The sequence below is a fragment of the Janthinobacterium sp. DSP2-3-3 genome, from assembly GCF_049897325.1.
GTDB lineage: Bacteria > Pseudomonadota > Gammaproteobacteria > Burkholderiales > Burkholderiaceae_D > Janthinobacterium.
In genome coordinates, this window is sequence record NZ_JAFCWA010000014.1 from 104,244 (window position 1) to 129,402 (window position 25,159).

17 protein-coding genes are annotated in these 25,159 nt (G+C 63.5%); 10 read left to right on the top strand and 7 right to left on the bottom strand.

Annotated features, from left to right (window positions below):
• Window positions 1-27: 27 nt before the first annotated feature.
• From ACP7DE_RS23785 to ACP7DE_RS23795, 3 genes are read right to left on the bottom strand one after another with little or no spacing between them, the layout of a single operon-like run.
• The gene (locus tag ACP7DE_RS23785) at window positions 28-1,371 is read right to left on the bottom strand and encodes a D-tagatose-bisphosphate aldolase, class II, non-catalytic subunit (RefSeq protein ID WP_426074399.1); all 1,344 of its coding nucleotides are present in this window, start codon (window positions 1,369-1,371) and stop codon (window positions 28-30) included.
• Window positions 1,372-1,376: 5 nt separating this feature from the next.
• Window positions 1,377-2,345 carry an ROK family protein gene (locus tag ACP7DE_RS23790; protein WP_426074400.1) on the bottom strand — a complete coding sequence of 323 codons (969 nt, stop codon included), beginning with the start codon at window positions 2,343-2,345 and terminating at the stop codon, window positions 1,377-1,379.
• Complete coding sequence (locus ACP7DE_RS23795; protein ID WP_426074401.1) at window positions 2,332-3,468, bottom strand: SIS domain-containing protein; 1,137 nt, start codon at window positions 3,466-3,468, stop codon at window positions 2,332-2,334. Before ACP7DE_RS23795 ends, ACP7DE_RS23790 begins: the two co-directional genes overlap by 14 nt.
• A gap of 365 nt (window positions 3,469-3,833) precedes the next feature.
• Here ACP7DE_RS23795 and ACP7DE_RS23800 point away from each other — a divergent pair, with 365 nt between their 5' ends.
• The 5 genes from ACP7DE_RS23800 (at window position 3,834) to ACP7DE_RS23820 (ending at window position 16,667) form a co-directional block, all read left to right on the top strand.
• The gene (locus tag ACP7DE_RS23800) at window positions 3,834-7,184 is read left to right on the top strand and encodes a TIM-barrel domain-containing protein (RefSeq protein ID WP_426074402.1); all 3,351 of its coding nucleotides are present in this window, start codon (window positions 3,834-3,836) and stop codon (window positions 7,182-7,184) included.
• 97 nt (window positions 7,185-7,281) lie between these two features.
• Window positions 7,282-10,227: a TonB-dependent receptor plug domain-containing protein gene (locus tag ACP7DE_RS23805; protein WP_426074403.1), complete on the top strand. Its 2,946-nt coding sequence runs from the start codon at window positions 7,282-7,284 to the stop codon at window positions 10,225-10,227.
• 503 nt (window positions 10,228-10,730) lie between these two features.
• Window positions 10,731-13,778, top strand: coding sequence for a TonB-dependent receptor (locus ACP7DE_RS23810; RefSeq protein WP_426074404.1), 3,048 nt, complete (start codon window positions 10,731-10,733; stop codon window positions 13,776-13,778).
• 66 nt (window positions 13,779-13,844) lie between these two features.
• Window positions 13,845-15,236 carry a Gfo/Idh/MocA family protein gene (locus ACP7DE_RS23815; protein ID WP_426074405.1) on the top strand — a complete coding sequence of 464 codons (1,392 nt, stop codon included), beginning with the start codon at window positions 13,845-13,847 and terminating at the stop codon, window positions 15,234-15,236.
• A gap of 63 nt (window positions 15,237-15,299) precedes the next feature.
• Window positions 15,300-16,667, top strand: a complete 1,368-nt coding sequence (locus ACP7DE_RS23820; RefSeq protein WP_426074406.1) for a DUF3472 domain-containing protein — start codon at window positions 15,300-15,302, stop codon at window positions 16,665-16,667.
• Window positions 16,668-16,673: 6 nt separating this feature from the next.
• Here ACP7DE_RS23820 and ACP7DE_RS23825 read toward each other — a convergent pair whose 3' ends face one another.
• A complete protein-coding gene (locus tag ACP7DE_RS23825) occupies window positions 16,674-17,186 on the bottom strand; it encodes a hypothetical protein (RefSeq protein WP_426074407.1) in 513 nt (170 codons plus the stop codon).
• Entirely contained in the window at window positions 17,173-17,349 is a 177-nt protein-coding gene (locus tag ACP7DE_RS23830) for a hypothetical protein (protein ID WP_426074408.1), read from the bottom strand. Before ACP7DE_RS23830 ends, ACP7DE_RS23825 begins: the two co-directional genes overlap by 14 nt.
• 29 nt (window positions 17,350-17,378) lie before the next feature.
• On the opposite strand from ACP7DE_RS23830, the gene ACP7DE_RS23835 reads away from it, so the two are divergent.
• The 3 genes from ACP7DE_RS23835 (at window position 17,379) to ACP7DE_RS23845 (ending at window position 21,419) form a co-directional block, all read left to right on the top strand.
• Window positions 17,379-17,891, top strand: a complete 513-nt coding sequence (locus ACP7DE_RS23835; protein WP_426074409.1) for a sigma-70 family RNA polymerase sigma factor — start codon at window positions 17,379-17,381, stop codon at window positions 17,889-17,891.
• Window positions 17,891-18,865: a FecR domain-containing protein gene (locus ACP7DE_RS23840; RefSeq protein WP_426074438.1), complete on the top strand. Its 975-nt coding sequence runs from the start codon at window positions 17,891-17,893 to the stop codon at window positions 18,863-18,865. The genes ACP7DE_RS23835 and ACP7DE_RS23840 overlap by 1 nt, the downstream gene beginning before the upstream one ends.
• Window positions 18,866-18,950: 85 nt before the next feature.
• Window positions 18,951-21,419: a TonB-dependent siderophore receptor gene (locus ACP7DE_RS23845; RefSeq protein ID WP_426074410.1), complete on the top strand. Its 2,469-nt coding sequence runs from the start codon at window positions 18,951-18,953 to the stop codon at window positions 21,417-21,419.
• A 4-nt stretch (window positions 21,420-21,423) separates the two neighbouring features.
• Here the strand turns inward: ACP7DE_RS23845 and ACP7DE_RS23850 are convergent, their stop codons facing one another.
• Both ACP7DE_RS23850 and ACP7DE_RS23855 read right to left on the bottom strand, forming a co-directional pair.
• Window positions 21,424-21,801, bottom strand: coding sequence for a SirB2 family protein (locus ACP7DE_RS23850; RefSeq protein ID WP_426074411.1), 378 nt, complete (start codon window positions 21,799-21,801; stop codon window positions 21,424-21,426).
• A gap of 86 nt (window positions 21,802-21,887) precedes the next feature.
• On the bottom strand, window positions 21,888-22,244 hold the full coding sequence (locus ACP7DE_RS23855) for a GNAT family N-acetyltransferase (RefSeq protein ID WP_426074412.1): 357 nt from the start codon (window positions 22,242-22,244) through the stop codon (window positions 21,888-21,890).
• A gap of 225 nt (window positions 22,245-22,469) precedes the next feature.
• Between ACP7DE_RS23855 and ACP7DE_RS23860 the strand changes: the two genes are divergently transcribed.
• Together ACP7DE_RS23860 and ACP7DE_RS23865 are read left to right on the top strand one after the other, a co-directional pair.
• Entirely contained in the window at window positions 22,470-23,714 is a 1,245-nt protein-coding gene (locus ACP7DE_RS23860) for an MFS transporter (RefSeq protein WP_426074439.1), read from the top strand.
• Between the two features lie 8 nt (window positions 23,715-23,722).
• The gene (locus tag ACP7DE_RS23865) at window positions 23,723-25,120 is read left to right on the top strand and encodes a NarK family nitrate/nitrite MFS transporter (protein ID WP_426074440.1); all 1,398 of its coding nucleotides are present in this window, start codon (window positions 23,723-23,725) and stop codon (window positions 25,118-25,120) included.
• Window positions 25,121-25,159: the final 39 nt, after the last annotated feature.

A 25,159-nucleotide genomic window follows, 5' to 3' on the forward strand; every position in this document is an offset into this window, starting at 1 on the left:
GCTCAGTAAAAAATGAAAATACCGAGCTTAACAGATTGCCGCTTCGGCAATGACGGGGACTGCCGCATTGCGGTTGCAGGCGCGCGCATATTGCGCCAGCAAGCTGCCGATCTTGTGCTCGATCAAGGCTGGCGCCTGTGCTGGCAGGCTGCCCTGCACCACGGCCAGGTACTGTTCCGGCAAATGCTGGCTCAACAGCGGCAGCGGTATCGTCAGCGCGTCCAGGTTGGCCAGCAACTTGTCGACGGCGGCAGCCACTTCCGGCTCGCCCCAGTAATAGCGGCAACGGTCGCTCAAGCCATAGCGGCGCATCAATCGCTGTTCGTCCGGCGTGCCCAGGTAATGCTTGATCCAGTTCTTCGGCTTGGCCGCCATCACGTCGTCGAGCACTTGCATCAGCTGCGAGGTGGCGTGCGCCGGCAGCAGTTCCTGCTCGATCTGGCACAGCGCGTACAGCGCCTCGCGCAGGGCGAAGGTGGCGGCCGGGCCCACTTTCAGGATGGCGAAATGGTCGCGCACCATGGCATGCAGAGCCGATTCGCGCTGGTAGTCGGTGGAATGGGCTTCGAATACCAGGCCAGGCTGCTCGGCGACAAAAGCCGACAGCTCGGTGGCGGCATCCGCGTCGTAGTGCTGGATGCTGCTCTGGTCGAAATCGACGCCCGGCTGCACCACCATGGCGATCACGCGGCGCCATGCGCCATGCAGTTCCTTGTCGAGAAAGGCGCGGCGGTGCACGTCCAGCGTGCGGCGCGCCGCTTGCGGGCTGGTGACGGCGCCGGCCTGCGCCAGCGATGCTTCGCCGCCGGGAATCGGCACTTCCGTGCCGATCACGTAGACGGGCGGCTCGAAGCCGGCGGCGGCGGCCGCCGCTTCGGCGACGATGCACAGGCGCGCCGAACGTGCGGCCACGGTTTCATCGTCGAGCTGCAAGGGGTCGTCAAAGCAGCGCATGCTGCAATCGAGGTGAATTTTATGGAAACCGGCCGACGCATACGCGGCGATCAGGGTCTCGGCGTGGGCCATCGCGGTGGCCGCGTCGAGGTGCTGCCAGGCGTTCGGGCCAAGATGGTCGCCGCCCAGCACCAGGCGCTCGGTCGGGAAACCCTGTTCCCGCGCCAGTGCCAGCATGGTGTCGCGGAAAACGGCCGGCGTCATGCCCGTGTAGCCGCCGAACTGGTCGACCTGGTTCGACGTCGCTTCGACCAGCAGCACGGTGTCATAGTCGCTGGCCACGCGCATGGCGGCGCGCAGCACGCTCGGGTGGCTGCAGCAGACGGCGTACAGTCCCACGCGTTCGCCGCGGCGGTGCGCCTTGATCACTTGCTGGATCGGGGACAAGGTAAAAGTCGGGTTTTCCACTTGCTTCATGATGTTTACGCCTTGGTATGTTGTCGTATCAAAAGGGCCGCGCCGCGCGCGCCGCCGGCATCGCCAAAGCGGGGCGGCAAGATGGGCGGCACGTGCACGCCGGGGAACAAATGACGCTTGACGGCGGCCGGCAGCCTGTCGTACAGGTGCGGCAGCTTGGACAGGCCGCCGCCGAGCACGATGACGTGCGGGTCGTAGGCCAGCACCAGGCCGGCCAGCGCGTGGCCCAGCACATCAAGGTGCACGGCCACCGTGCGTTGGGCCACGGCGTCGCCGATGTTGGCGCGGGCGATAATGGCCAGCGTGGCCAACGGCTCTGTGCCTTCTCCGCCAAAATGCGCATATAACTTGCTCATGGCGGGGCCGGAGACATAGCGTTCCAGGCAGCCCGCTTTGCCGCATGGGCAGCAATACTCGGCCAGGCCATGCTGCGCCAGCAGGGTGGCGGGCAGGCTCCAGTGGCCCCATTCGCCGGCCACGCCGTTAAAGCCGCGCAGCAGCTGGCCGCTCACGCAATAGCCGCCGCCGGCGCCCGTGCCGAGGATGGCGCCGAACATGCTGGCGGCATTCTCGGCCGCGCCGCCTTGCGCTTCCGACAGGGCGAAGCACTGGCAATCGTTGCCGATGGCGACAGGGCGCTGCAAGGCTTGCTGCAAGGTTTGCGCCACCAGGCGGCCGTTCAGGGCGGGCACATTGGAGCTCAGTTGCCGGCCGCTGGCGCTGTCGATCACGCCAGGCAAGCCGATGCCGACGGGCGCCGTCGTGCCCAGTGCCGCGTCGCCATGCGCCACCAGGTCGACGATGGCTTGCACGAAGGCGGCAAAATCGTCGCCAGGCGTGGCCACCCGCTCACGGAACACTTCCGTCAGCGCGCCGTCGCGGTCGGCAAAGGCCACCAGCTCCATCTTGCTGCCGCCGATGTCGATGCCGTGGTAGCCCGCGTGGTAGCCCGTTGTCTGATTAGAATTGGTCATGGCCATAGATGGTGACGCCTTGCACGACACGGTTGACGATGCCGCCGGCGAATGGATTGTCGGGGCGCAGTTGCAGCAGCGCGGACTGGTGCAGCGCATATTGCTGCGCCATCAGTAGCCACAATGGCGCCAGCCAGGCGTCGGGCCAGGCCGGCGCATCGGCCGACAGGTCGCCGCCGATGCCCACGGTCAGGCACGTCTGCGCCACGCTGTCGCGCTGCAGTTCTTTCAATAGATCGTCCTCGTACTGGCGCGCCAGCGGCTTGCTGCTGCGCAGCAGGATCACCAGCGACTCCGTGGTGACGGCCGATTTCGGGCCGTGGCGGAAGCCCAGCGCGGTATTCGCCATCGCCATCACGCGGCCGCCCGTCAGTTCCAGGATTTTCAGGGCCGCTTCCTTGGCCAGCGCTTCCAGCGGGCCGCTGCCCAGGTAGACCACGCGCTGCACTGGCTGCGAACCCAGGTCCGCCACGGGAGCCGACCAGTCGCGCAACGCTTGTTCGCCCAGTTGCGCCAGCGTCTCCAGGCGAGTCAGATCCGTGTCCTTGCCCAGCACCGACAGGGCCGCCAGCAGCATGCTGCTGAAACTGCTGGTCATGGCAAAGCCGCGGTCGCAGCTGCCGGCTGGCATCAGCAGGTTATACGTATTGGCGTCGTTCGCGCCCTGGCGCGCCAGCTTGCCGTCGGCGTTGCAGGTGATGTTCAAAAAGCGCGCGCCGGGCACGACCCCGCGCAGCAGCTCCACGGCCGCCAGGCTTTCCGGGCTGTCGCCGCTGCGGGCAAACGAGACCAGCAGGGTGGGCGCGTCCGCTTCCAGGTACAGCTCATGGTGGGTCAGCAGGGTGGTGGTGGCGATGGCGCGGATGTGCGCGGGCCAGGCGGCATTCAAGGTGTCGACGACAATTTCGCCCACATAGGCCGAGCTGCCGGCGCCCGTCAGGATGACGCGCTGCGCGGGATTGGACAGCGCGTCGCCCAGGAAGGCGGCCAGGCTGGCTTGCTCGCTGCGCAAAATGCTGGCCAGTGCGCGCCAGATGGCCGGCTGGTGGGCGATTTCCTCGGCCGTGTGCAGGCCGCCGATATCGCGCCAGGTTTGAATGTCACGCTGAAGAAGGGTAGTCATGGAGTGTCAGTAAAGTGTTTGTTGGGGAAAGCATAAATACTAAATTTCGAAAAGTCAAATACGAAAGTAAAACGAAAGTAAATTCTTTTCTTGCTTGCGAAATAATGTCGTTCTCATTGGCGCTATCCCGGTTCAAATCATGTTGCGGTGCCGCATTAAGCCCAGTCCCCAGTGCTGCTGCCGCTTGTCGCTGAAATGCGACGATAACGAAAGTATGTTTTGTGACATTTTGGTGAAACGTAAGAAAATTGCGCCAATTTTGGGCATTTTATTAATAAGTTGGTGGTAAAACTTTCTTTTGATTGACGATATTTATTTTTCTTCTTAAAGTATTTCCATCACTTCGATTTTCTGAAAGCCGCCTGATGAAACCACTTCCGCTTCCCCGCCGCGCCCTTGCCGCCTGTGTCCTCGCCGCCCTCGCCACCTTGGCTGCGCCTGGCCTGCATGCCGCGACTATCGGCAATTTGCAGACGATTTCCGCCATGCACGCGGTCGACGTGGCCAAGGGGAAGGCACTGGGCTGGGATGTGCGCAGCGATACGGGCATGCAGCTGCGTATCAGCCTGCCGCAGGCGGACGTGCTGCGTATCCAGGCAGGCGGCAAGGCCGGTTTGACGGGGCCGGGCGACAAGGCCGCGCCCATCGTCGTGGGTCAGCCGGCCGCGCAAGTGGCGTACGAGTTCAGCGAGCAGACCGAGCATATCCTGATCAGTACCGCAGCCCTGAGCCTGCGCATCGACCGTCAACCCTTGCGCTTTACCCTGCTGCGCAAGGGCGACGCGGTGCCGCTGTGGCGCGAAGTGCAGCCGCTGTCGCTCGACGACAAGCAGGGCGTGCAGGTGCTTTCCAGTCTGCCGGGCGAACGTTACTTTGGCGGCGGCCAGCAGAATGGCCGCTTCGAATTCAAGGGCAAGCAGGTGCCCGTGTCATATTCGGGCGGCTGGGAAGAGGGCGATCGGCCGAACCCCGCGCCATTCCTGATGAGTTCACGCGGCTGGGGCATGCTGCGCAATACCTGGTCCGACGGTCATTACGACTTGCGTGACAAGGAGCAGATATCGCTGCAGCACGCGGAAGGCCGCTTCGATGCGTATTTCTTCGTCGGCAAGGACGTGCGCGACGTCGTCGCCCGATACACGGAATTGACGGGCCGCGCGCGCATGCTGCCCCGCTGGGCGCTGGAATACGGCGACGCCGATTGCTACAACGATGGCGACAACGTGAAAAAACCGGGCTCCGTGCCGAAGGGCTGGAGCGATGGCCCGACGGGCAAGACGCCCGACGTGGTGGAAACCGTGGCGCGCCAGTACCGTGAACATGATATGCCGGGCGGCTGGATCTTGCCCAACGACGGCTATGGCTGCGGCTACACGAGTTTGCCGGAGACGGTAAAGGGCCTGGCCGGCTACGGTTTTCGCACGGGCCTGTGGACGGAAAACGGCGTCGACAAGATCGCCTGGGAAGTGGGGCAGGCGGGCAGCCGCGTACAAAAACTGGACGTGGCGTGGACGGGTAAGGGCTACCAGTTCGCCATGGACGCGAACAAGTCCGCTTACGACGGCATCCTGAACAATTCCGACAGCCGCCCGTTCCTGTGGACGGTGATGGGCTGGGCCGGCATCCAGCGCTACGCCGTGGCGTGGACCGGCGACCAGAGCGCCAGCTGGGATTACATCCGCTGGCACATCCCGACCCTGATCGGCTCGGGCCTGTCCGGTCAGGCGTATGCATCGGGCGACGTGGACGCGATCTTCGGCGGCAGCCCGGAAACCTATTTGCGCGATCTGCAGTGGAAAAGTTTTACGCCCGTCCTGATGGGCATGTCCGGCTGGGCTGCGGCTGAGCGCAAGCATCCGTGGTGGTTCGAGCAACCGTACCGCGACATCAACCGCCGCTACCTAAAACTCAAGATGCGTTTGACGCCGTATATGTATACCCTCGTGCGCGAAGCCGAGCTATCGGGTGCGCCGCTGGTGCGGGGGCTGATGTGGGATTACCCGCAAGACCCGGCCGCCTACACGGAAGCCTATAAATATCAATTCCTGCTGGGGCGCGACGTGCTGGTGGCGCCCGTCTACCGCAGCCAGGCCGTCAGCGGCGGCTGGCGCAAGGGCATCCACCTGCCACAGGGCACGTGGTACGACTACTGGGATGGCCGCCAGGCCACGGCCGACGCCAAAGGCCGCGATCTGGACTTGCAGGTCACGCTGGACAAGCTGCCCGTGTTCGTGCGCGGCGGCGCCATCCTGCCCATGTATCCGGAAATGCTGTACGACGGCCAGAAGCCGAAGGATCAGCTGACCCTCGATATTTATCCACACGGCGATTCCGAATACACCCTGTATGAAGACGACGGCAACACGCGCCAGTACCAGGGCGGTGCCTACAGCCAGCAAATCATCCGCATGCGCCAAACGGGCGGCGACGTGCAGGTCGACATCGGCGCCGTGGCAGGCCAATACGCGGGTCAGGAAGCGCGTCGTGGCTATGCGCTGCGCATGCTGGCGGGCCGGGCACCGGCCGCCGTGCGGGCTGGCGAACGTCTGATCGCGGCATCCGGCGAGCGTGCCGCCTATGACAAGGCGGTCGAAGGCTGGTTCTTCGACGCGGCCGACCGGCAAGGTACCTTGCACGTGAAAGTGGCGGCGCACGATATCCGCCAGCCCTTGACCTTGCAAGTCGCTGGCGCGCTGGCCGTGGCGAGAATCGATGCCGATTTCCCGGCCGCGCCCGTGCCGGGCCGCGCCTTGCCGGCCGACGCCATGCAGGTGGTGGCGCGTCCCTTTGAGGAAAACGGCTATCCGCTGGAAAACGCCTTCGATGGCAAGCCCGAGACGTGGTTCCGCACCGTGCGCAGTCCGTCCGTGAAAAGCGGGCCGCACGAATGGGTGATCGGCTTCACGGAGCGGCGCTTGGTGGACGGCATCGAACTGGCGCCGCGCAACGACCAGCACTGGAAACATGGCCAGGTGCGCGACTATGAAATCTACATCGGCGACAACAACGGCGAGTGGGGCGCGCCGCTTGCACGCGGCACTCTGAAACTGGAACAAGGCACGCAGACGATCAATTTTCCCGCCACGGCCGGGCGCTTGCTGCGCTTCCGCGTGATGAGCACGCAAAATCCGGAAGGCGATGGCGCGGCGTCCACCGATCCGATGGTGACTGCGGCGCAGGTCGGGCCGGTGGCGCGGGCGTTCGATGCAGCGTTGGCGACCGACGTGGCGCCCGTCACTTTGTCCGAATTCCGCGTGCTCGAGCACCGCGTGGCCGAAGGCGAGGAGGTGCAGCGCTATCTGTCGGATCTGGCGCTGCCGAAAAATATTGCGCGCGACCGGCCGGCCAGCAAGGCGGTCGAGATGCGCATGAACGGGCTGTGGTTCCGCAAGGGCCTCGGCGTGGGACCTGCCAGCCGCATCGACTTGCAACTGGCGGGCAACTGGAATCTGCTGCGCGCCGACCTGGGCGTGGACGATAGCTGCCGCAGCGCGGGCGGCCTGCAATTCCAGGTCTGGAGCGGTGAACGGCTGCTGTATGACAGCGGCCTGGTCACGGCTCCCGGGGTGGTCAAACCCGAAATCGACGTGCGCGGCCTGAGCCAGCTCAGTTTGCGCACCCTGGGCGCGCGCGGCGCCCACCCGGCCCAGGTCTGTGGTAACTGGGCCAACGCGGTGTTGACCGGCACGGAGGGCGCGACAGTCAAGCCGCGCTAGACACATCATCATTTCACTAAAAACGAGCCCCTCTTCGGACCGGGGAGGGGCTCTTGCAGCCTTGCGAAAACAAATCACTTATAAAAAGGAGTTGGGAATGCACTTGAAAAAACTGATGGCCGCCATGGTGGCGGTAGGGTTGGGCTCAACGGCGCTGGCAGCGGAGGAGGAGAAACTGGCGCGCGTCGAAGTGACGGGCTCCAGCCTGAAGCGCATCAACGCGGAAACGGCGTCGCCCGTACAGGTGATCAACGCCAAGCAAATTGAAAACATGGGCGCGCTCACCTTGCTGCAGGTGCTCGACAACCTGCCCGCCGCCCGTCCGGCGCAGCAGGATTTCCGCTCGATGTTCACAGGGTCCGATGGCGGTTCGCAAGCGAACTTGCGCGGCCTCGGTGCGCAAGGCACGCTGGTGCTGCTGAATGGCCGCCGCCTGTCGTTCTACGGTGCGCCGGCCGGCTTCCAGACCATGTTCGTCAACATTGACGCCATTCCCGCCGCCGCCATCGAACGCATGGAAATCCTGACGGATGGCGCGTCGGCCGTGTATGGCTCCGATGCCGTGGCTGGCGTCATCAACGTCATCACCAAGAAATCGTATCAAGGCCTGGAAGCGCGCGCCAATGGCGAGTTTTCGCCCAGCGTGAAAGCCTATGGCGAGCGCCAAGCCAGCGTGCTGTATGGCTTGGGCGACTTGGCCAGCGATGGCTACAACATCTACGGTTCCGTGAACGTCTACCAGCGCGACCGCATTGCGCTGGCCGATACCTACCGCAAGCGTCCCTCGTATTTTTACGTGAATAATCCCAATTTCATCCCGAACATGCGCGTGGGCGTCGGCAGCGAACCGGGCGTGATGAATCCCGGGACCTTCTTTGTCTTCGACAAGGCGAAGAACAATGCTCGCACCCAGCGCGCCGCGCCTGGCTGCAACACCAGCATCACCGAAGCCTCGGGCACGCGCTGCGTGTGGAATGCGCTGCCCAACCAACTCGACACGGGTCCGACCTCGGAGCGCGCCACAGCCTACCTGAGCGGCCGGCTGAAACTGGGTGGCGACATGGAAGCGTTCGCGGAAGGCGCCTTCACCCACATCAAGATGCGCGGCGAGAATGGTCCGTCCAGCTTCAATAGCGGCAGCACGAATAACTGGTTCGCGCGCAATACAGGCAATACCTTGAACACCTTCGCCACGCCTTTTCTGAGCCCGAACAACGTCTACCTGAAGGGCAAGCTCGATGCCGACATGGTGGCCAGGATGGGCGGCGCGGCCGGCTTGAATTACCTGTTGCAAGATGCGACGGGCCACTTCGGCCAGAAAAATGTCGATGAAAACTACCGCGCATTGTTGGGCCTGCGCGGCAGCATCGGCGGTGGCTGGGATTTTGAAACGGCGCTGAGCGTTGCGGGCAGCCATTCCACCTTGTTCCAGACGGCCAATCTGAATATCAATGGCTTCAAGCAGGCGTTCGGCCCGTTCACCAAGGATCCCGTCAGCGGCCGCACGTACATCTCGGACAATCCCGCCTACAAGTTCGGCGAAATCAGCGACGCCAACGCGGCGCTCCTGCGCGCCGCCTACCCGACCTTCGCCATCGAATCCTGGACCAAGCTGATGACGTGGGATGCGAAGCTGGAAGGCACCTTGTTCAAGCTCGGTGAGCGCGAAGTGCGCGCTGCCGTGGGCACCAACATCATGCGCGAGAGCTTCCTCACGCCCGGCAACGCGGATGCTGCCAATGGCTTGATCACGCAGCAGGGCGGTTCCTGGTTCGATGGCCGGCGCACCATCGCCGCCGTGTTTGGCGAAGTGGTGGTGCCGCTCAGCGACACACTGGAAGTCAATGCGGCCGCGCGCCTGGACAAATACCCGCATTTTGCCGCCAACCTGGCGCCCAAGCTGGGCGTGATCTGGCGCGCGCGGCCCGACCTGATGCTGCGCGGGACGTATTCTGAAGGTTTCCGCGCGCCCAATCTGGCCGAAGCAGGGTCGGGCGGCGTCTTTGCGCAGGTGGGCGGCATCCGCGACACGGTGCGCTGCGACGAAACGAATGCCATGGCGCGCGCCTTGCTGAAGTCCAAGGTGGCGACGGATGCAGACCTGGGCAAGAGCCTGCTCAATTCGAATTGCGCGACGACGGTGGGCGGCCTGACGCCGCCGAACCAGAACCTGCGCCCGGAAAAAGCCAAGATTTCGACCGTGGGCCTGGTCCTGCAGCCGGCCAAGGACGTGAGCATCTCCATCGATTACTGGTTCATCAACCGTCGCGACGAAATCGTGCGCCAGGACTTCAACGAGCTGTTTACGGAACTGGTGGACAAGTATGGGCCGACCCTGGCCGGCACATCGAGCGCCATCCGCAATAGCTTGACCGACGCGGACCGGGGCAATATGGCGGCGGTGGCAGCGATGTGCGCCAATCCCGCCAACGCGGGCGTGTGCGCGGGCGGCGTGCCGGGCTACTCGGTGGGCAACCTGGGCGGCTTGATCAACTCGTACTCGAACCGGGGCCGCACCCTGATGGACGGCGTGGACATCGATGCGCGCACGCGCTTTGCGCTCGGTGACTGGGGCAAGCTGAGTACCGGCATCGCGGCCACCATCCGCAAGCGCGACACCCATGACAGCGAAGACGGCAGCGACATCAAGGGCAATACCGTCGGCTACTATGATTCACCGCGCTACCGCGCTACAGTCAACGCCGACTGGAGCTACCGCAACTTCGTCAGCAGCGTTTTCATCAACTACTCGGGCAAGACGCGCTGGGCCTACGGTCCCTGGGACAAGGACAACACGCCGGAAAACTGCACCGCCGCCTCCGTGGCCCTGCCTGCGGGCCAGTGCAAGGGCGCACCGTCGTACACCACGGTGAACCTGGCCTTCAGCTGGAAGCCGATCAAGCACCTGGACGTGGGCCTGAACGTGAAAAACGCGTTCAACAAGCAGCCGTACTACGACCCGAACGGCTGGGAAGGCTACAACCATAGCCAGGACCTGTTCGGCCGCCAGTTTGCCCTCTCGGCCAGCTACAAGTTCTTTTAAGGCGTGATCTTGCCCCGGCCCGCCAGCCGGCATAGTGGCGGGCCGGGTATTACCATGAAAAGAAAAAACAATATTCCGAAATGCGCAATATGAAAGATAAACGTAAATTAAAGGGGATTACCATGTCTACTTTCGCGTTTTCCTCACACAATTTCTGTGCGGATTGTCCTTCATAGGCCACGTTCTTGCATGCGCATGTATCTGTCACACCACGATAACGAAAGTTGTCAGCCGCGCCACCCATTAAACCGAAAGATAAATCGCATTTATTTGCAGGATTGATCGATAAATTTGCGTTATTGCTTTCTTTTTGTTGACGATACTTATTTTTCTTTTTAAAGTAATCCCAAGAAAACGAAAATCAGCCGATACGGACTGATTTCCCGAAAGGTGCAACTGCCTGGCTGCACCGGCCGACGACCACCATAAAAATTGCGTTCCCCCGACTCCGCCCTGGAGCGGGGAGGGCGCGTATAACCCTCGATATAGACGGAGAGACAATCATGCATAGCACCCGACTCAAATTGCGCGACATCAGCCGTGCCGCCGCGATCGTGATCGCATTGGCGGCCGGCGTGCCAGGCCAAGCCTGGGCACAGTCGAACGCCACCAGCACCATTTTCGGCGAAGTGAGCGCGCCGGCCGGCGCCACCGTGGTACTGGAAAACCTGGCGACGGGCGTGCAGCGCAGCTTGACGCCCGATACGTCGGGCCGCTATGTGGCCAACTCCATGCCGCCAGGCCGCTATGCGGTGCGCGTGCTGCGGGCCGGTTCGGTCGAAGCGTCGCAGGAAGTCGAAGCGCTGATCGGCGCCGGTGCGGAAGCGAACTTCGGTCCGGCCAGCGCGGCCGGCCCTGTGGGCCAGGAGCAGACCGTCGTGGTGAAAGCGTCGCGCAACCCGATCGACGTGTCGAACACGAACAATGGCGTGATCTTCACCGCCAAGGAATTGAAAGCGCTGCCAGTCGGGAATGACGTGGCCTCCATCGTGCAGCTGACGCCGGGCGTGGCGCGCGGCACCAACAGTGTGTATGGCAACGCGCCATCGATCGGCGGTTCAGGCCAGTCGGAAAACGCGTTTTACGTCAACGGTTTCCCCATCACCAACATCCTGACCCAGGTGGGCGCGTCGGAACTGCCGTTTGGCGCGATTTCCAACCTGCAGGTGCTGTCGGGCGGCTACGGCTCGGAATTTGGCCGTTCCACGGGCGGCGTGATCAACATCACCACCAAGAGCGGCGGCAACAAGGTCGAATTCGGCGGCAAGGTGTCCATCATCCCCCGCTCGCTGAAGGGCACGACGGAAAACCGGTATTACCCGAACACGGGCGCCAATCCGAAGACGGATGGCACCTTGAAGTACTGGAACCGCGATAACGGCAGCACCAGCAAGGTCGTCGGCTTGTACGGCAGCGGGCCGCTGATCAAGAACAAACTGTTCGCCTTCGTGGCGCTGGAACAGACGCGCACGGATGGCGGCTCTGTCGCTGGTGCGCGCGACGACCTGGTGGACAAAGTGCTGCCGAACGGCTGGCGCGAGAGCAAGAGCAAGGTTGACCGCATGATGGCCAAGCTGGACTACAATCTGACGGATGATCATCACTTTGAATATACCAAGCTGTATGACCGCACGACAACGGACAGCCAGAGCTATGGCTTCGACTATGCCACGCTGAAACGCAACAACGTGCCTGGCGGCGGGAGCGAGACCACCATCAACTGCTGCGGCTCGTCGGCTGCGCCAGGCGCGAATGTCGACATCTTCAAGTACACGGGCTATCTGACGGATAAGCTGACGGTGACGGCCATGATGGGCCAGTCGCGCACTGCGCACACCCGCACGCCGAATGGCTACAACCCGCTGCTGGCGCAGACCTCGTCGAACACGTCGACCCAGGTGCCTGGCCTCTCCTATGCCAATCCGCAAGCGGTGACGGGCACCCTGGTCGATCCTTCCTCGGAAGACCGCCAGAAAGCCAAGCGCCTGGACCTAGAATACAAGCTGGGCAAGCACTCGCTGCGCGGCGGCATCGACCGCATCGACGTGGAATCGCAAGTGGGCCTGAGCCTGGCCGGCGGCTACCGCTGGAGCTATTTTAAAGCCAAAGATGCGAATCTGCCGATCAACGGCGCCTTTGAGACGCCGGCCCAGGGCGGCGGCTACGGCAAGGATGGCTATTATGTCAGCAAGGACTTGAATGCCAATCTGGCGCGTCCGACCAGCGTGCAGTCGGCGCAGTACATCCAGGATCACTATCAGGTCACGGAGCGGGTGCTGCTGGACCTGGGCCTGCGCCGCGAACAGTTCACCAACTACAGTACCGATGGCGTGGCCTTCATTTCGCAGCGCAACATGATCGCCCCGCGCGTGGGCGCCACCTGGGACTACCTGGGTGACGGCACCCTGAAATTCTTCGCCAACGGTGGCCGCTACCATTTGCCGGTGCCGTCGAATTTGTCGAGCAACATGGCCAGCCCCTTCCTGGCCACCAGCGAGATGTTCACCTACACGGGCGTCGATCCCGTCACGGGCGCGCCGACGGGCCTGCATGCGATCAGCAAGCCGTATTCGGCCAACAACGCGTACGGCCAGAGCCGCGATGCGCGCGAAGTGACGGCCGTTGGCCTGAAACCGCTGTCGCAGGATGAATTCTCGCTGGGCTTCGAACGCGCCCTGAGCAAGAAGCTGGTGGTGGGCGCCAGCGTCCTGTACCGCAAGCTGAACGACACCAACGACGACAGCTGCGACGCGCGTCCGCTGCAAGCCTGGGCCACGCGCAACGGCGTCGATACGGGCAACTGGAGCGGCTTCCAGTGCGCCATCATCAACCCGGGCCGCGACAACAGCCTGATGGTGGACTTTGACGACGGCAAGGGCTTGCGTCGCGTGGATATTTCGGCGGCAGAGTGGGGCAATCCGCTGCCATCGCGCACCTACCGCGCCTTGAACATGTTCGTCGAGCATCCGTACACGAACGGCTGGTACGGCAAGCTGACCTACACCCTGTCCGCGCTGAAGGGCAATATGGAAGGCCAGACGGACAGCATCGGAGGCGGCGACGTGGGCTTGACGGTCAGCGACGACCACAAGGAACTGATGTACAACGCGTATGGCTACCTGCCGGGCGACCATCGCCACGCCTTCAAGGCCTACGGTTTCATGCAGGTCATCCCGGACGTGATGGTCGGTGCCAACCTGTCGCTGATCTCGGGTGCACCGCGCAACTGCATTGGCGCGCTGCCGGACAACCTGAAGTTCGAGAACGATTACGGCGATTCCTACTTTTATTGCAACGGCAAGCCGGCGCCGCGCGGCAGCCAGGGCCGCCTCCCGTGGCAAGCCCAGCTGGACATGAATGTGGCCTATACTCCCAGCGCCGTCAAGGGCCTGAGCCTGAAAGTGGACGTCTTCAATGTATTCAACAGTCAGACCGTGACCCGCTACAGCGAAACGCGCGAAGACCATGGCGCCATCTCCCGCAATTACCTGCAGGTGGATGGACGCACGGCGCCGCGCTCCGTGCGCATCACGGCGGAATACACCTATTAAACTGCAGCCGGCCCGCCGTGCGGCGGGCCGGTGACAAACATTACCAATGGAAGCGAGAAGAGACCAATGACGACACAAATCAATCGACGCAATTTCCTGTCCGCCAGCGCCGCGCTGGCCGGTGGCGCCATGGCCGGTAGCGCCTTGCTGCCTGGCGCCGCCAACGCCGCACCTGTCGCCGGCCGCGACAAGGTCCGCCTGGGACTGATCGGCACGGGCATGCGCGGCCAGGTGCTGCTGGCCGAGCTGGTGCGCCGCGACGACGTGGAAGTGGTTGCCCTGTGCGATATCGAGCCGATCATGCTGAAACACGCGCTGGGCCAGGTGGCCAAATCCGGCAAGCCGCGTCCGCGCACGTATGGCGAAGACCGCGACGAGAAAGCCTACAAGCACATGCTGGATGCGGGCGGCCTCGATGGCGTGATCATCGCCACACCGTGGGAATTCCACGCGCCCATGGCGATTGCCGCCATGCAGGCGAAGATACCCGTCGGTTGCGAGGTGGTGGCCGGCATCACCCTGCAAGACCACTGGGATGTCTTGAATACCCAGTTGAAAACGGGTACGCCCTATATGTTGCTGGAAAATGTGTGCTACCGCCGCGACGTGATGGCCGCGCTGCAGATGGTGCGCGCGGGCCTGTTCGGCGAACTGCTGCACTTGCAGGGCGGCTACCAGCATGACCTGCGCGCCGTCAAATTCAACAGCGGCAATCCGGCCAAGCCGTATGGCGGCGGCGTGGAATTCGGCGAAAAAGGCTGGTCGGAAGCCCATTGGCGCACGCAACACTCGGTCGAGCGCAATGGCGAACTGTATCCGAGCCACGGCATCGGCCCGTGCGCCATGTACACGAACATCAACCGCGGCAACCGTTTTACGCGTATCAACGCCTTCGCCAGCAAGGCGCGCGGCTTGCATGACTACATCGTCAAGCAGCCGGGCGGCGCGCAGCATGCGAACGCCAAGGTGAAGTTCAAGCTCGGCGACGTGGTCACTACCACCCTGGCGTGCGAAAACGGCGAAACCATCATCCTGCAGCACGACACGAGCCTGCCGCGCCCGTATTCGCTGGGTTTCCGCGTGCAAGGCACGGATGGCCTGTGGATGGACTTGAACAATGCGATTCACATCGAAGGCGTCAGCAAGCCGCACCAGTGGGACGACTTCAAGGTCTACCAGGACAAGTATGACCATCCCGTATGGCGCAAGTACGCGGCGCAGGCCGAAGGCGCGGGCCACGGCGGCATGGACTTCTTCGTCATCCATGCCTTTGTCGAAGCATTGAAAGCCAATGCGCCGATGCCGATCGATATCTACGATGCCGTGACGTGGAGCGCCATCACGCCGCTGTCCGAGCAGTCGATTGCCGCCAACTTCCAGACCCTGGACTTCCCCGACTTCACGGGCGGGCAGTGGAAATCGCGCAAGCCGATCTTCGCCCTCGACGGCAAATACTAAGCACCATTCACCCGCTACCGCGCCTGCCGCCGTGGCGGGTTTTTTCTATCCCAGGAGACGTTGATGAAACACAGAAGTTCATTACTCTACACAGTCCTTCCCGCCATGCCCTTGCTGCTGGCAGCCTGCGGCGGCGCCACCGCCACCAGCACCAGCACCAGCACCAGCACCAGCACCAGCACCAGCACCAGCACCAGCACCAGCACCAGCACGGGCGGCACCGCCTTGCTGGCCGCCAGCGTGGCCGCACCGGTCACGTCCGCCACCGTGGAACTGGCCGGCAACGCCTTCATCACCAGCGGGCAGGAGGGCGCCGTCATCGGCGAACATGGCCTGGCCGGCTGGAGCAATCCGGCTGCCGTCGCCAGCACGTATTTTCGCGTGGCCGGGGCGGGCCCCGTCCAGGTGGCGCTCGATGCCAGCTTGGCCGATGGCGGCAACAGCACCATCCGCGTGAAGCTCAACGGCCAGCCCTTCGACGTCAAGCTGGCCGGCAAGGCGCGCAAGACTTACGCCGTCGGCACGGTCAATGTGCCGGCGGCCGGTTATGTGAAGGTGGACTTGCAGGGACTGACACGCGCAAAGGCCACGTTTGGCGAGGTCGCCGCGCTGAAGGTGATGGCCGGTGCCACGCTGAACTATGCCAACGATCCGGCCAATTACTACTGGTCGCGGCGCGGGCCGTCCGTGCACATGGGCTACGCGGTGCCGGCCAATACCGAGTATTTTTACAACGAGATGACGATACCGAAGGGGCAGGACGCCATCGGCTCCTACTTCATGGCCAACGGCTTCGGCCAGGGCTATATGGGCATTCAGGTCAAGTCGCCCAGCGAGCGCTGGATCTTGTTTTCCGTGTGGGATGCCGACAATGGCGCGAAGACTACCCTGGTCAGCAAGGGTGCCGGCGTGGTCGACAATGCGTTTGGCGGCGAGGGCACGGGCGGACAGACTTACCTGTCGTATGACTGGGCGGCCGGCACCACGTACCGTTTCATCACGCGCGCGCGGCCCGATGGCAAGGGCGGCAGCGATTACTCGGCCTGGTTCTTCGCGCCCGAGACGGGCAAGTGGCGCTACATCGCCACCTGGAAGCGGCCGGCGATTTCCACCTACCTGACGGGCGTGCATTCCTTCCTTGAGAACTTCATCGACACCCTGGGCTACAAGGAGCGCCGCGTCCAGTTTGGCAACCAGTGGGCAAGGAACGTTTCCGGCACCTGGTCCGAAGTGACGGCAGGGCGCTACACGGGCGACGCTACGGCCACCAATGCGCAGCGCATGGATTACGCGGGCGGCCTGGAAAACGGCAAGTTCTACCTGCATAACGGCGGCTTCTTTGCCGATGTCGTGAAAACCAGCCAGAACTTCACGCGGCCCGCCACGGGGCAGGCACCCACCGTCGATGTGAGCGCCTTGCCGATGCAATAGGCGCCCTTAGCCCGGCCGCTTGCCCACCATCGCTTCGATGCCGCGATAGTAAGTGAGCGGCCGGCCTATCGTCACTCCCATCAATGCTGCCGCCTGGATGATGTCGTTTGTATCGCGCCGGTACACCACCAGCGCATCCATTTCATCGGTGCCGTTGCCGTCGATCTGTATCAGCTCATAGCCGCCTTCGTCCACGGCGCGCTGCGCCAGTTCCGTATCCAGCCACTCGAAATAGGGCAGGGCGCTACCGTCGCTGTCCTTGAGCATTTCGTACGGGAAGTCGGGGAAATCGTCGAAAATTTCCTGTATCTGTTCGTGCAGTTCATCGAGCTTGTCGCTCGACGCCATGTAGCCGCCCAGATGCGAGAGGATCGCCACCGCGTAGGCCTGCGCATCGCTATCGATCCACTCGTCGCGTGGAGCGGAGGGCGCATCGGTGATGGCGGTGACGGCTTCGTCGAGCTCCTCTCCTTCCAGGTCACCGCAGGTCAGCTTGGTCAGCAGCTCAGATAGCAGCATGTTTGCCTTTCAATGGTGGTGGCATGGCCGGGATGGTCAGCGTGTGCATGATGTCATAAATACTATCATTGCCTTGCAAGCTGGCGCGTTCTGCAGAACCGACCACATGCCCCTCGCCGGCCGCTTGCGCCGCAGCACCGCATAGATATAGAATGCGAATCATTACTATTTGCGAACCAGGGAGTATGCAACGTGTCGGCTGCCCAATCCGGCGTCCACCAGGAAGTGGGCAGCCTGTATCATGAACACCATCGGTGGCTGCAAGGCTGGCTCAAGCACAAGTTGGGCAATGCCTTTGACGCGGCCGACGTGGCGCACGACACCTTCATGCGCCTGCTGAACCGTGACGTGGCCATCGCCGCGCGCGAGCCGCGGGCTTTCCTGACGACGGTGGCCAAGGGCGTGCTGGGCAATTTGTACCGCCGCCGCGACCTGGAAGCGGCCTACCTGGACACCCTGGCCAGTTTGCCGGCGCAGCACGCACCCGATCCCGAAGCGCAGGCCATTTTGCTCGAAGCCTTGTTCGACATCGACCGCCGCCTCGATGGCCTGGCGCCGGTCGTGCGTCGCGCCTTTCTACTGTCGCAGCTCGATGGCATGCCGCAGGCGGCCATCGCACTGGAACTGAATATCTCGCTGGCCACCGTGCAGCGCTACCTGGTCAAAGCCATGCACCAGTGCTTCTTTTCCCAGCCGGGGCCGTGATGGCCGCCTTGACGCCGGAAGCGGCCAGCCTGCAGGCCGTGGAGTGGCTGGTGCGCCTGCAGGCCGGTGACGCCACGCCGGAAGTGGAGCAGGCCTGGCGCGTCTGGCGCGACAGTGATCCGGAACATGAGCAAGCCTGGCTGCATGTGGAAGGCTGCATGGCGCGCATGCGTGCCTTGCCGGCGCCGCTGGCGCATGGCACCCTGGCGCGCAAGCCCGCGCATGCGCAGGCCAATGCGGCGCGCCGGCAGTCGCTCAAACTCCTGGCGCTGCTGGCCGTGGGCGGCGGGGCATGGATAGTGGGCGGCGATGAGCAGGCGCGATGCTGGCTGGCAGACTACCGCACCGGCACGGGTGAATTGCGCCACATCGTGCTGGCAGACGGCACGCGCATCACCCTCAATACGGCCACCTCCGTCGACGTGCGCTATGACGCAGGCCAGCGCCTGGTGACAGTATTAAAGGGCGAAATCATGGTCAGCACGGCGCGCGATCCTGCCGGCCGGCCTTTTATCGTGCAGACGGCCCAGGGCCGCTTGCAGCCCGCGGGTACGCGCTTTGCCGTGCGCGCCGGTGGCGAGGCCACGCGCCTGGGCGTGTTCGCGGGCGCTGTTGACATCATGCCAAAGCTGGCGCCCGGCGCCGTGCAAAGGCTGCACCCCGGTCAGCAAACCAGCTTTACGGCGGCGCAGATCGGTGCCGTGCAAGCCTTGCCTGCCGGCGCGGATGCCTGGACGACGGGCATGATGGTGGCGCACGACATGCCGCTGGCCGATTTTATCGGCGAGCTGGCGCGCTACCGCCATGGGCGCCTGGCTTGCGATCCGGCCGTCGCCCAGCTGCGCGTGTCCGGCATCTACCCGCTGGCAGACACCACGCAAGTGCTTGACATGCTGACGCGCACCTTGCCCCTCGACGTGCGCCAGAGCACGCGCTTCTGGGTCTCCGTGGTGCCGCATCGGAAGAATTCATAACTATTTTCTGAAAAACTGAGGGGTTTTCGATTTTCGCGTGACATAGCAAGTGAACCCTTCATTCACTTTCAGGAAAACAGTCCGCATGCCCAGCACAACACCTATTTACGCTTCTTCCGCTTCCGCTTCCACCGTATGCCGCCGCAGCGTGGCGGCACTGGCCGTCAGCCAGGCCCTGTGGCTGCTCGCCGCCGGCGGCGCATTGGCCGTCGCACCTATTACTCAGGCAGCCAATGGGGCGCGCATCGAACTGGCGATACCCGGCGGCACCCTGGAACAGGTGCTGGTGCGCTTTGGCCAGCAGACGGGCACCATGATTTCCTACCAGGCCGCCACCGTGGCCGGCAAGCGCAGCGCCGGACTGACGGGCAGCTACAGCGTGCCTGAAGCGCTGGGCGCCATCGTCGCCGGTTCGGGTCTGCGTGCCGTGCCGCAGGCGAATGGCGGCTACGTACTCGACCTGGCGCCCGCCGACGGCGGCCAGACCATGCCCGAGACGAAGGTCACCGCCAGCGCAAGCGCGCATGGCGCGACGGAAGGCAGCGGCGCTTACACGACACAGACCATGCGCTCGGCCACGCGCCTGGGCCTGTCCGTGCGCGAGACGCCGCAAGCCGTCAGCGTGGTCACGCGCCAGCAGATGGATGACCAGAATCTGCAAACGGTGGAAGACGTGCTGCAAAATGCGGCCGGCGTGGCCATCAACCGCTACGACAGCGACCGTACCTCGTTCTTCGCGCGCGGTTTTTCCATCGCCAGCTACCAGTATGACGGCATCCCCACCACGGTCGACAATGCGTTCAGCGTGGGCGACAGCACGCTGGACATGACGGCCTATGACAGGGTCGAGATCGTGCGCGGCGCCACGGGCTTGCTCACTGGCGCCGGCGAACCGTCGGCCACCGTCAACCTGGTGCGCAAGCGCGCGTCTTCAAGGCAGCTGGCGGGGAATGCCGCCCTGAGCCTGGGTTCCTGGAACAATGCTCGCGCCAGCGCGGACCTGTCCACGCCTTTGACTGCGGATGGCAAGGTGCGTGGCCGTGTCGTGGCCAGCTACCAGGACAGCGAATCGTATGTGAACCTGTATCACGGCAAGAAAGCCATGGCCTACGCCACCGTGGAAGCGGACTTGGCGCCCGGCAGCGTGCTGATCGCGGGCTATGAGTACCAGGATAACCGCCCGCGCGGCGGCATGTATGGCGGCTTGCCGCTGTGGCATGCGAACGGCGAGCGCGCCACCTGGTCCCGCTCGGCCACCACGGCCGCCACCTGGAGCCGCTGGTTCAGCACCAGCCAGACGGCCTTTCTGCGTCTGGAGCAGGACCTGGGCAGCGGCTGGAACCTGACGGCCATGCTGAATCACGGCTGGGGCGATTACTCGGCTGCCGAGTCCTTCGCCTACCTGTGGCCCGACAAGGCCACGGGGCAGGGCATGAAGGGCGGCCCCGGCTTCTATTCAGGCACGCGGCGCCAGGATAGCGTCGATGCCTATGTGCAGGGACCGGTGCAACTGCTGGGGCGCACGCATGACCTGGCGTTTGGCGTCTCTGGCAGCAAGCAGTTCTCCAGCTATCCGGGCATCGCCGGCGGCAGCGTCGATTACGGCAATTTCCATCAATGGCGGGGCGTGACGCCGGAGCCGGACTGGAACGATCCCGGTTTCTCGCGCTGGAAGCTGCTCGATACGGTGCAGCAGCGCGGCATCTACGGCACGGCGCGTTTTTCGCTGGCCGACCCCTTGAAACTGATAGTCGGTGCGCGCTACAGCCGTTACAAGGCCGACCATGTTGACGACTGGGGCGGCAGCTACGCCTACGCCAAGCATGCCGTGACGCCCTACGCGGGCCTGGTGTGGGATATCGATGCGCAGCATGCGCTGTACACCAGCTACAGCAAAATCTTCAAGCCGCAGGGCTACCAGGACCGGTTCGGCCGCTACCTCGACCCGGTGCAGGGCAAGAATGTGGAAGTGGGCGTGAAGGGCGAGTATTTTGGCGGCAAACTCAATGCCGCGCTGGCCGTGTTCCGCATCGCGCAAGATGGCCTGGCGCAGGAAGACACGGGGCATGTTGTCGGTAATTCGCTGACGCAGGCGTATTTCGCGGCATCGGGCACCACCAGCAAGGGTGTGGAACTGGATGTGTCGGGCGAGCTGGCAAAGGGCTGGAACGTGTCGGCCAGCGTGTCGCATGCGGCGGCCGAGGACAACGCGGGCGCGCGCTTGAACAGCTATGTGCCGCAAACCCTGGCGCGTGTGTTTTCCACCTGGCAGCTCGATGGCGACTGGCGCGCCTTGTCCGTGGGCGGCGGCGTGAACTGGCAGAGCGGCGCCTACCGCGACGCCACGGGGCCGAACGGTGTCGAGCGCGTGGAGCAGGGCGGTTACGCCGTGGCCAGTCTGATGGCCAAATATGCGCTGTCGCGCCAGCTGTCGCTGCAGGCGAACATCAACAACCTGTTCGACAAGCATTACTACAGCCAGCTCGGTATGTACAACCAGGCTTACTGGGGCGCACCACGCAACGCCAGCGTGACCCTGCGCTACATTTTCTGATGCATCAGAGCGGCCAGGCCTGTTTGGTGATGGCTACGGCGACGATGTAGGCGAATACCAGCACGGCGCCTGCGAAGGCGGCGCCGCGCACGGCCGGCGTCTTGCCACGTTTGAGCGCGATGGTGCCCAGCACGATGTAGCCCACCAGCGCGCACAGCTTGGCGGCCAGCCAGGGTTGGCTGCCGGGCGACTGGCCGCTCCACACGGCCAGGGCGATGGCGCTGGCCAGCAAGGCCGTGTCGACCAGGTGCGGCAGCACCTTCACCCAGCGCTGCCGCAAGGCGGGCGAGGCGCGCAACATCCAGGCACCGCGCAAGAGGAAAAGAAAGCCACTGGCGGCGGCGCAACCCATGTGGAAATGTTTGAGGCTCAGATAATCCATGCGTGTGTCGGTGGCGTTGATTGACGGTGGCGCCAGCATAGCCGCCTTTCGCGCGCCGCGCCATACGTCGTCGGGAGGTCGCGCAATCAGCGGCACCATTTTACGTACACCAGCTCCGGGTCTCCCTCGTCGAGATGGTCGATCTGGCCGCTGCGCACGAAGCCCGCACTGGCGAACAGCCGTTGCGCGGCCAGGATGGACTGGTTCGTCGAGGTGAACAGTTTCTTTGTCTGGCACGCGGCTTCGGCGGCCGCCAGCAGGCATAGTCCCACGCCGCGCCGCTGCTGCGCGGACGAGACCACCACCAGCGAGACAAAACCGTAGCCAAAGAAGTCCTCGTGCAGCAGCGCATAGCCGGCGGCTTGGCCGGCCCGGAGGGCGACCAGGCATAGATTCCTGTCGACGGCCGCGCGCACGGCTTCGCCCCGGCTTTTGTAAGACACCCGCCATCCAGGCTAGGTCCGCGTGCCTGTATCTAGTCACTTTTGCCGATACGGCTATCCAGATTGCCTTTCCAGAATCACCCTGTGGCCGATAGTGCCTTTCCCCTCTGCCACGTAAGCTGGTCGGGACGGCTGGCCAGACGGCCAGTGCATTCATGGAGAAACATCGTGGCTACCCTAGATGGCACTAAGAACAACAGTAGTAACAAGGCAGTCGAACCGGGCATGCGGCGCAAGCAGGCGTCCGTGTTGGTCAGCAGTACCTTCGCGTTTACCATCTGCTTCGCGGTATGGATGATGTTTGCCGTACTGGGCATTCCCATCAAGACCAGCCTGGGCTTGACTGAAACGCAATTTGGCCTGCTGGCCGCCATGCCCGTGCTGACGGGCTCCCTCGTGCGCGTGCCGCTGGGCATCTGGACCGACAAATACGGTGGACGCCGCGTCTTCTTCCTGCTGATGCTGGCCAGCGTGGTGCCGATCTACCTGATTTCCTACGCCACCGTCTATTGGCATTTCCTCGTGCTGGGCATGTTCGTGGGCCTGGCAGGCGGCTCGTTTTCCGTCGGCACGCCGTACGTGGCGCGTTGGTATGAAAAGGAGCGTCGTGGCCTGGCGATGGGCATCTTCGGCGCCGGCAACTCCGGTTCCGCGCTGACCAAGTTCGTCGCGCCGGGCATCGTCGCCGCCTTCGGCTGGCAAATGCTGCCGAAGGTGTATGCGGTGGCCATGCTGGCCACGGCCATTATCTTCTGGCTGTTTTCGTACACCGACAAATCGCATCTGGCGCCATCGGGCGAGAGTTTTTCGGCACAAATGAAGGTGCTGAAGGACCCGCGCGTGTGGCGCTACTGCCAGTACTACTCGGTGGTGTTTGGCGGCTATGTGGCGCTGGCGCTGTGGATGACGAAGTATTACGTGGCCGAATACGGCTTCGACCTGAAGCACGCGGCGCTGCTGGCGGCCTGCTTCTCGCTGCCAGGCGGCGTGCTGCGCGCGCTGGGCGGCTGGATCTCGGACAAATATGGTGCCGCCAAAGTCACCTGGGCCGTGATGTGGGTGTGCTGGGTGTGTTTCTTCCTGCTGTCATATCCGCAAACGCAGATGGTGATCGAGACCGTGACGGGGCCGCTGGCTATCCACATCGGCCTGTCGCCGCTGTGGTTCACCGTGCTGCTGTTCATCGTCGGCATCGCCATGGCCGTGGGCAAGGCCTCCGTCTTCAAGTTCATCGGCGATGACTTTTCCGACAACATCGGCGCCGTCTCGGGCGTAGTGGGCCTGGCCGGTGGTCTCGGCGGCTTCGTCCTGCCCGTGATGTTCGGCGCCCTGGTGGACTTCACCGGCGTGCGTTCGAGCGCCTTCATGCTTCTGTACGGCACCGTCTGCGTTTCCCTCGTCTGGATGTATTTCTCGTTCAAGCCGCTGCGTGCGGCACCAATCAATCAACCTGCAGGAGTGACGCTGTGAGCAAACCAATGAGCCGCTACATGATCAATACCTGGGAGCCGGAAACCCCGAGCTTCTGGCAAAGCACGGGCAAGGCCACGGCCGCCCGCAATCTGTGGATTTCGATTCCCGCGCTGCTGCTGGCGTTTGCCGTGTGGATGGTGTGGAGCGTGGTGGTGGTCAACCTGCCCAACATCGGCTTCACCTACAGTAACAACCAGCTGTTCTGGCTGACGGCCTTGCCGGGCCTGTCCGGCGCCACCTTGCGCATCTTTTATTCGTTCATGGTGCCCATCTTTGGCGGCCGCCGCTGGACGGCCATTTCCACGGGGTCGCTGCTGATTCCCGCCATCGGCATCGGCCTGGCCGTGCAGGATGTGAACACGGGCTATCCGACCATGCTGATCCTGGCCCTGCTGTGCGGCTTCGGCGGCGGCAATTTCGCTTCGTCGATGGCCAATATCAGCTTTTTCTACCCGAAGGCGAGCAAGGGCTTCGCGCTGGGCATGAATGCGGGCCTGGGCAACCTGGGCGTGTCGGTGGTGCAGTTCGTCGTGCCGCTGGTGATCACGTTCGCCGTCTTCGGCGCCTGGGGCGGCGATTCGCTCACCTGGGTCAAGAATGGCGTGAGCAAGGACATGTGGCTGCAAAACGCGGGCTTCATCTGGGTGCCGTTCATCGCGCTGTCCACATTGCTGGCCTGGTTCGGCATGAATGACCTGGCCTCGGCCAAGGCTTCGTTTTCCGAACAAGCCGTGATCTTCAAGCGCAAGCACAACTGGCTCATGTGCTGGCTGTACACGGGCACCTTCGGCTCCTTCATCGGTTATTCGGCCGCGTTCCCGCTGCTGATCAAGATCCAGTTCCCCGACGTCAACCCTCTCGATTACGCCTTCCTGGGCCCTTTGGTCGGCGCGCTGGCGCGCGTGGCCGGCGGCGTGATTTCCGATAAATTGGGCGGCGCCAAAGTCACCCTGTGGTCCTTCCTGCTGATGATAGGCGCCGTGCTGGGCGTGCTGTACTTCATGCCGCAAGCCGGCGCAGGTGTGCACACTGCGGGTAGTTTCAAGGGCTTCTTCTGGATGTTCATGCTGCTGTTCGCCGGCACGGGCATCGGCAATGCGTCGACCTTCCGCATGATCCCCGTGATCTTTTTGACGGAGCACCAGCGCGCTGCGGCCGGCAAGGGCAAGGCGGCGCAGGAGCAAGCCATCGTCGACGCCAACAAGGAAGGCGCGGCAGTCCTGGGCTTCACCTCGGCCGTGGCGGCCTACGGTGCCTTCTTCATTCCGAAAAGCTATGGCACCTCGATTTCTCTGACGGGCAGCCCCGACGCGGCCCTGTGGTGCTTCATCGGCTTTTATGTGAGCTGCATCGCGATTACCTGGTGGTGCTATGCGCGCAAGAATGCGCCCATGCCTTGCTAAAGTTGGAGTGTCTGGCAAGTCGTTCTTGCCAGACGTTGA

What these genes read in the sequence shown, in the direction of transcription:
- ACP7DE_RS23800 (WP_426074402.1), top strand. Translation starts at nt 3,834, where the DNA reads ATGAAACCACTTCCGCTTCCCCGCCGCGCCCTTGCCGCCTGTGTCCTC.
- ACP7DE_RS23845 (WP_426074410.1), top strand. Translation starts at nt 18,951, where the DNA reads ATGCCCAGCACAACACCTATTTACGCTTCTTCCGCTTCCGCTTCCACC.
- ACP7DE_RS23820 (WP_426074406.1), top strand. Translation starts at nt 15,300, where the DNA reads ATGAAACACAGAAGTTCATTACTCTACACAGTCCTTCCCGCCATGCCC.
- ACP7DE_RS23830 (WP_426074408.1), bottom strand. Translation starts at nt 17,349, where the DNA reads ATGATTCGCATTCTATATCTATGCGGTGCTGCGGCGCAAGCGGCCGGC.
- ACP7DE_RS23790 (WP_426074400.1), bottom strand. Translation starts at nt 2,345, where the DNA reads ATGACCAATTCTAATCAGACAACGGGCTACCACGCGGGCTACCACGGC.
- ACP7DE_RS23785 (WP_426074399.1), bottom strand. Translation starts at nt 1,371, where the DNA reads ATGAAGCAAGTGGAAAACCCGACTTTTACCTTGTCCCCGATCCAGCAA.
- ACP7DE_RS23810 (WP_426074404.1), top strand. Translation starts at nt 10,731, where the DNA reads ATGCATAGCACCCGACTCAAATTGCGCGACATCAGCCGTGCCGCCGCG.
- ACP7DE_RS23850 (WP_426074411.1), bottom strand. Translation starts at nt 21,801, where the DNA reads ATGGATTATCTGAGCCTCAAACATTTCCACATGGGTTGCGCCGCCGCC.
- ACP7DE_RS23825 (WP_426074407.1), bottom strand. Translation starts at nt 17,186, where the DNA reads ATGCTGCTATCTGAGCTGCTGACCAAGCTGACCTGCGGTGACCTGGAA.
- ACP7DE_RS23795 (WP_426074401.1), bottom strand. Translation starts at nt 3,468, where the DNA reads ATGACTACCCTTCTTCAGCGTGACATTCAAACCTGGCGCGATATCGGC.
- ACP7DE_RS23865 (WP_426074440.1), top strand. Translation starts at nt 23,723, where the DNA reads ATGAGCCGCTACATGATCAATACCTGGGAGCCGGAAACCCCGAGCTTC.
- ACP7DE_RS23840 (WP_426074438.1), top strand. Translation starts at nt 17,891, where the DNA reads ATGGCCGCCTTGACGCCGGAAGCGGCCAGCCTGCAGGCCGTGGAGTGG.
- ACP7DE_RS23805 (WP_426074403.1), top strand. Translation starts at nt 7,282, where the DNA reads ATGCACTTGAAAAAACTGATGGCCGCCATGGTGGCGGTAGGGTTGGGC.
- ACP7DE_RS23860 (WP_426074439.1), top strand. Translation starts at nt 22,470, where the DNA reads ATGCGGCGCAAGCAGGCGTCCGTGTTGGTCAGCAGTACCTTCGCGTTT.
- ACP7DE_RS23815 (WP_426074405.1), top strand. Translation starts at nt 13,845, where the DNA reads ATGACGACACAAATCAATCGACGCAATTTCCTGTCCGCCAGCGCCGCG.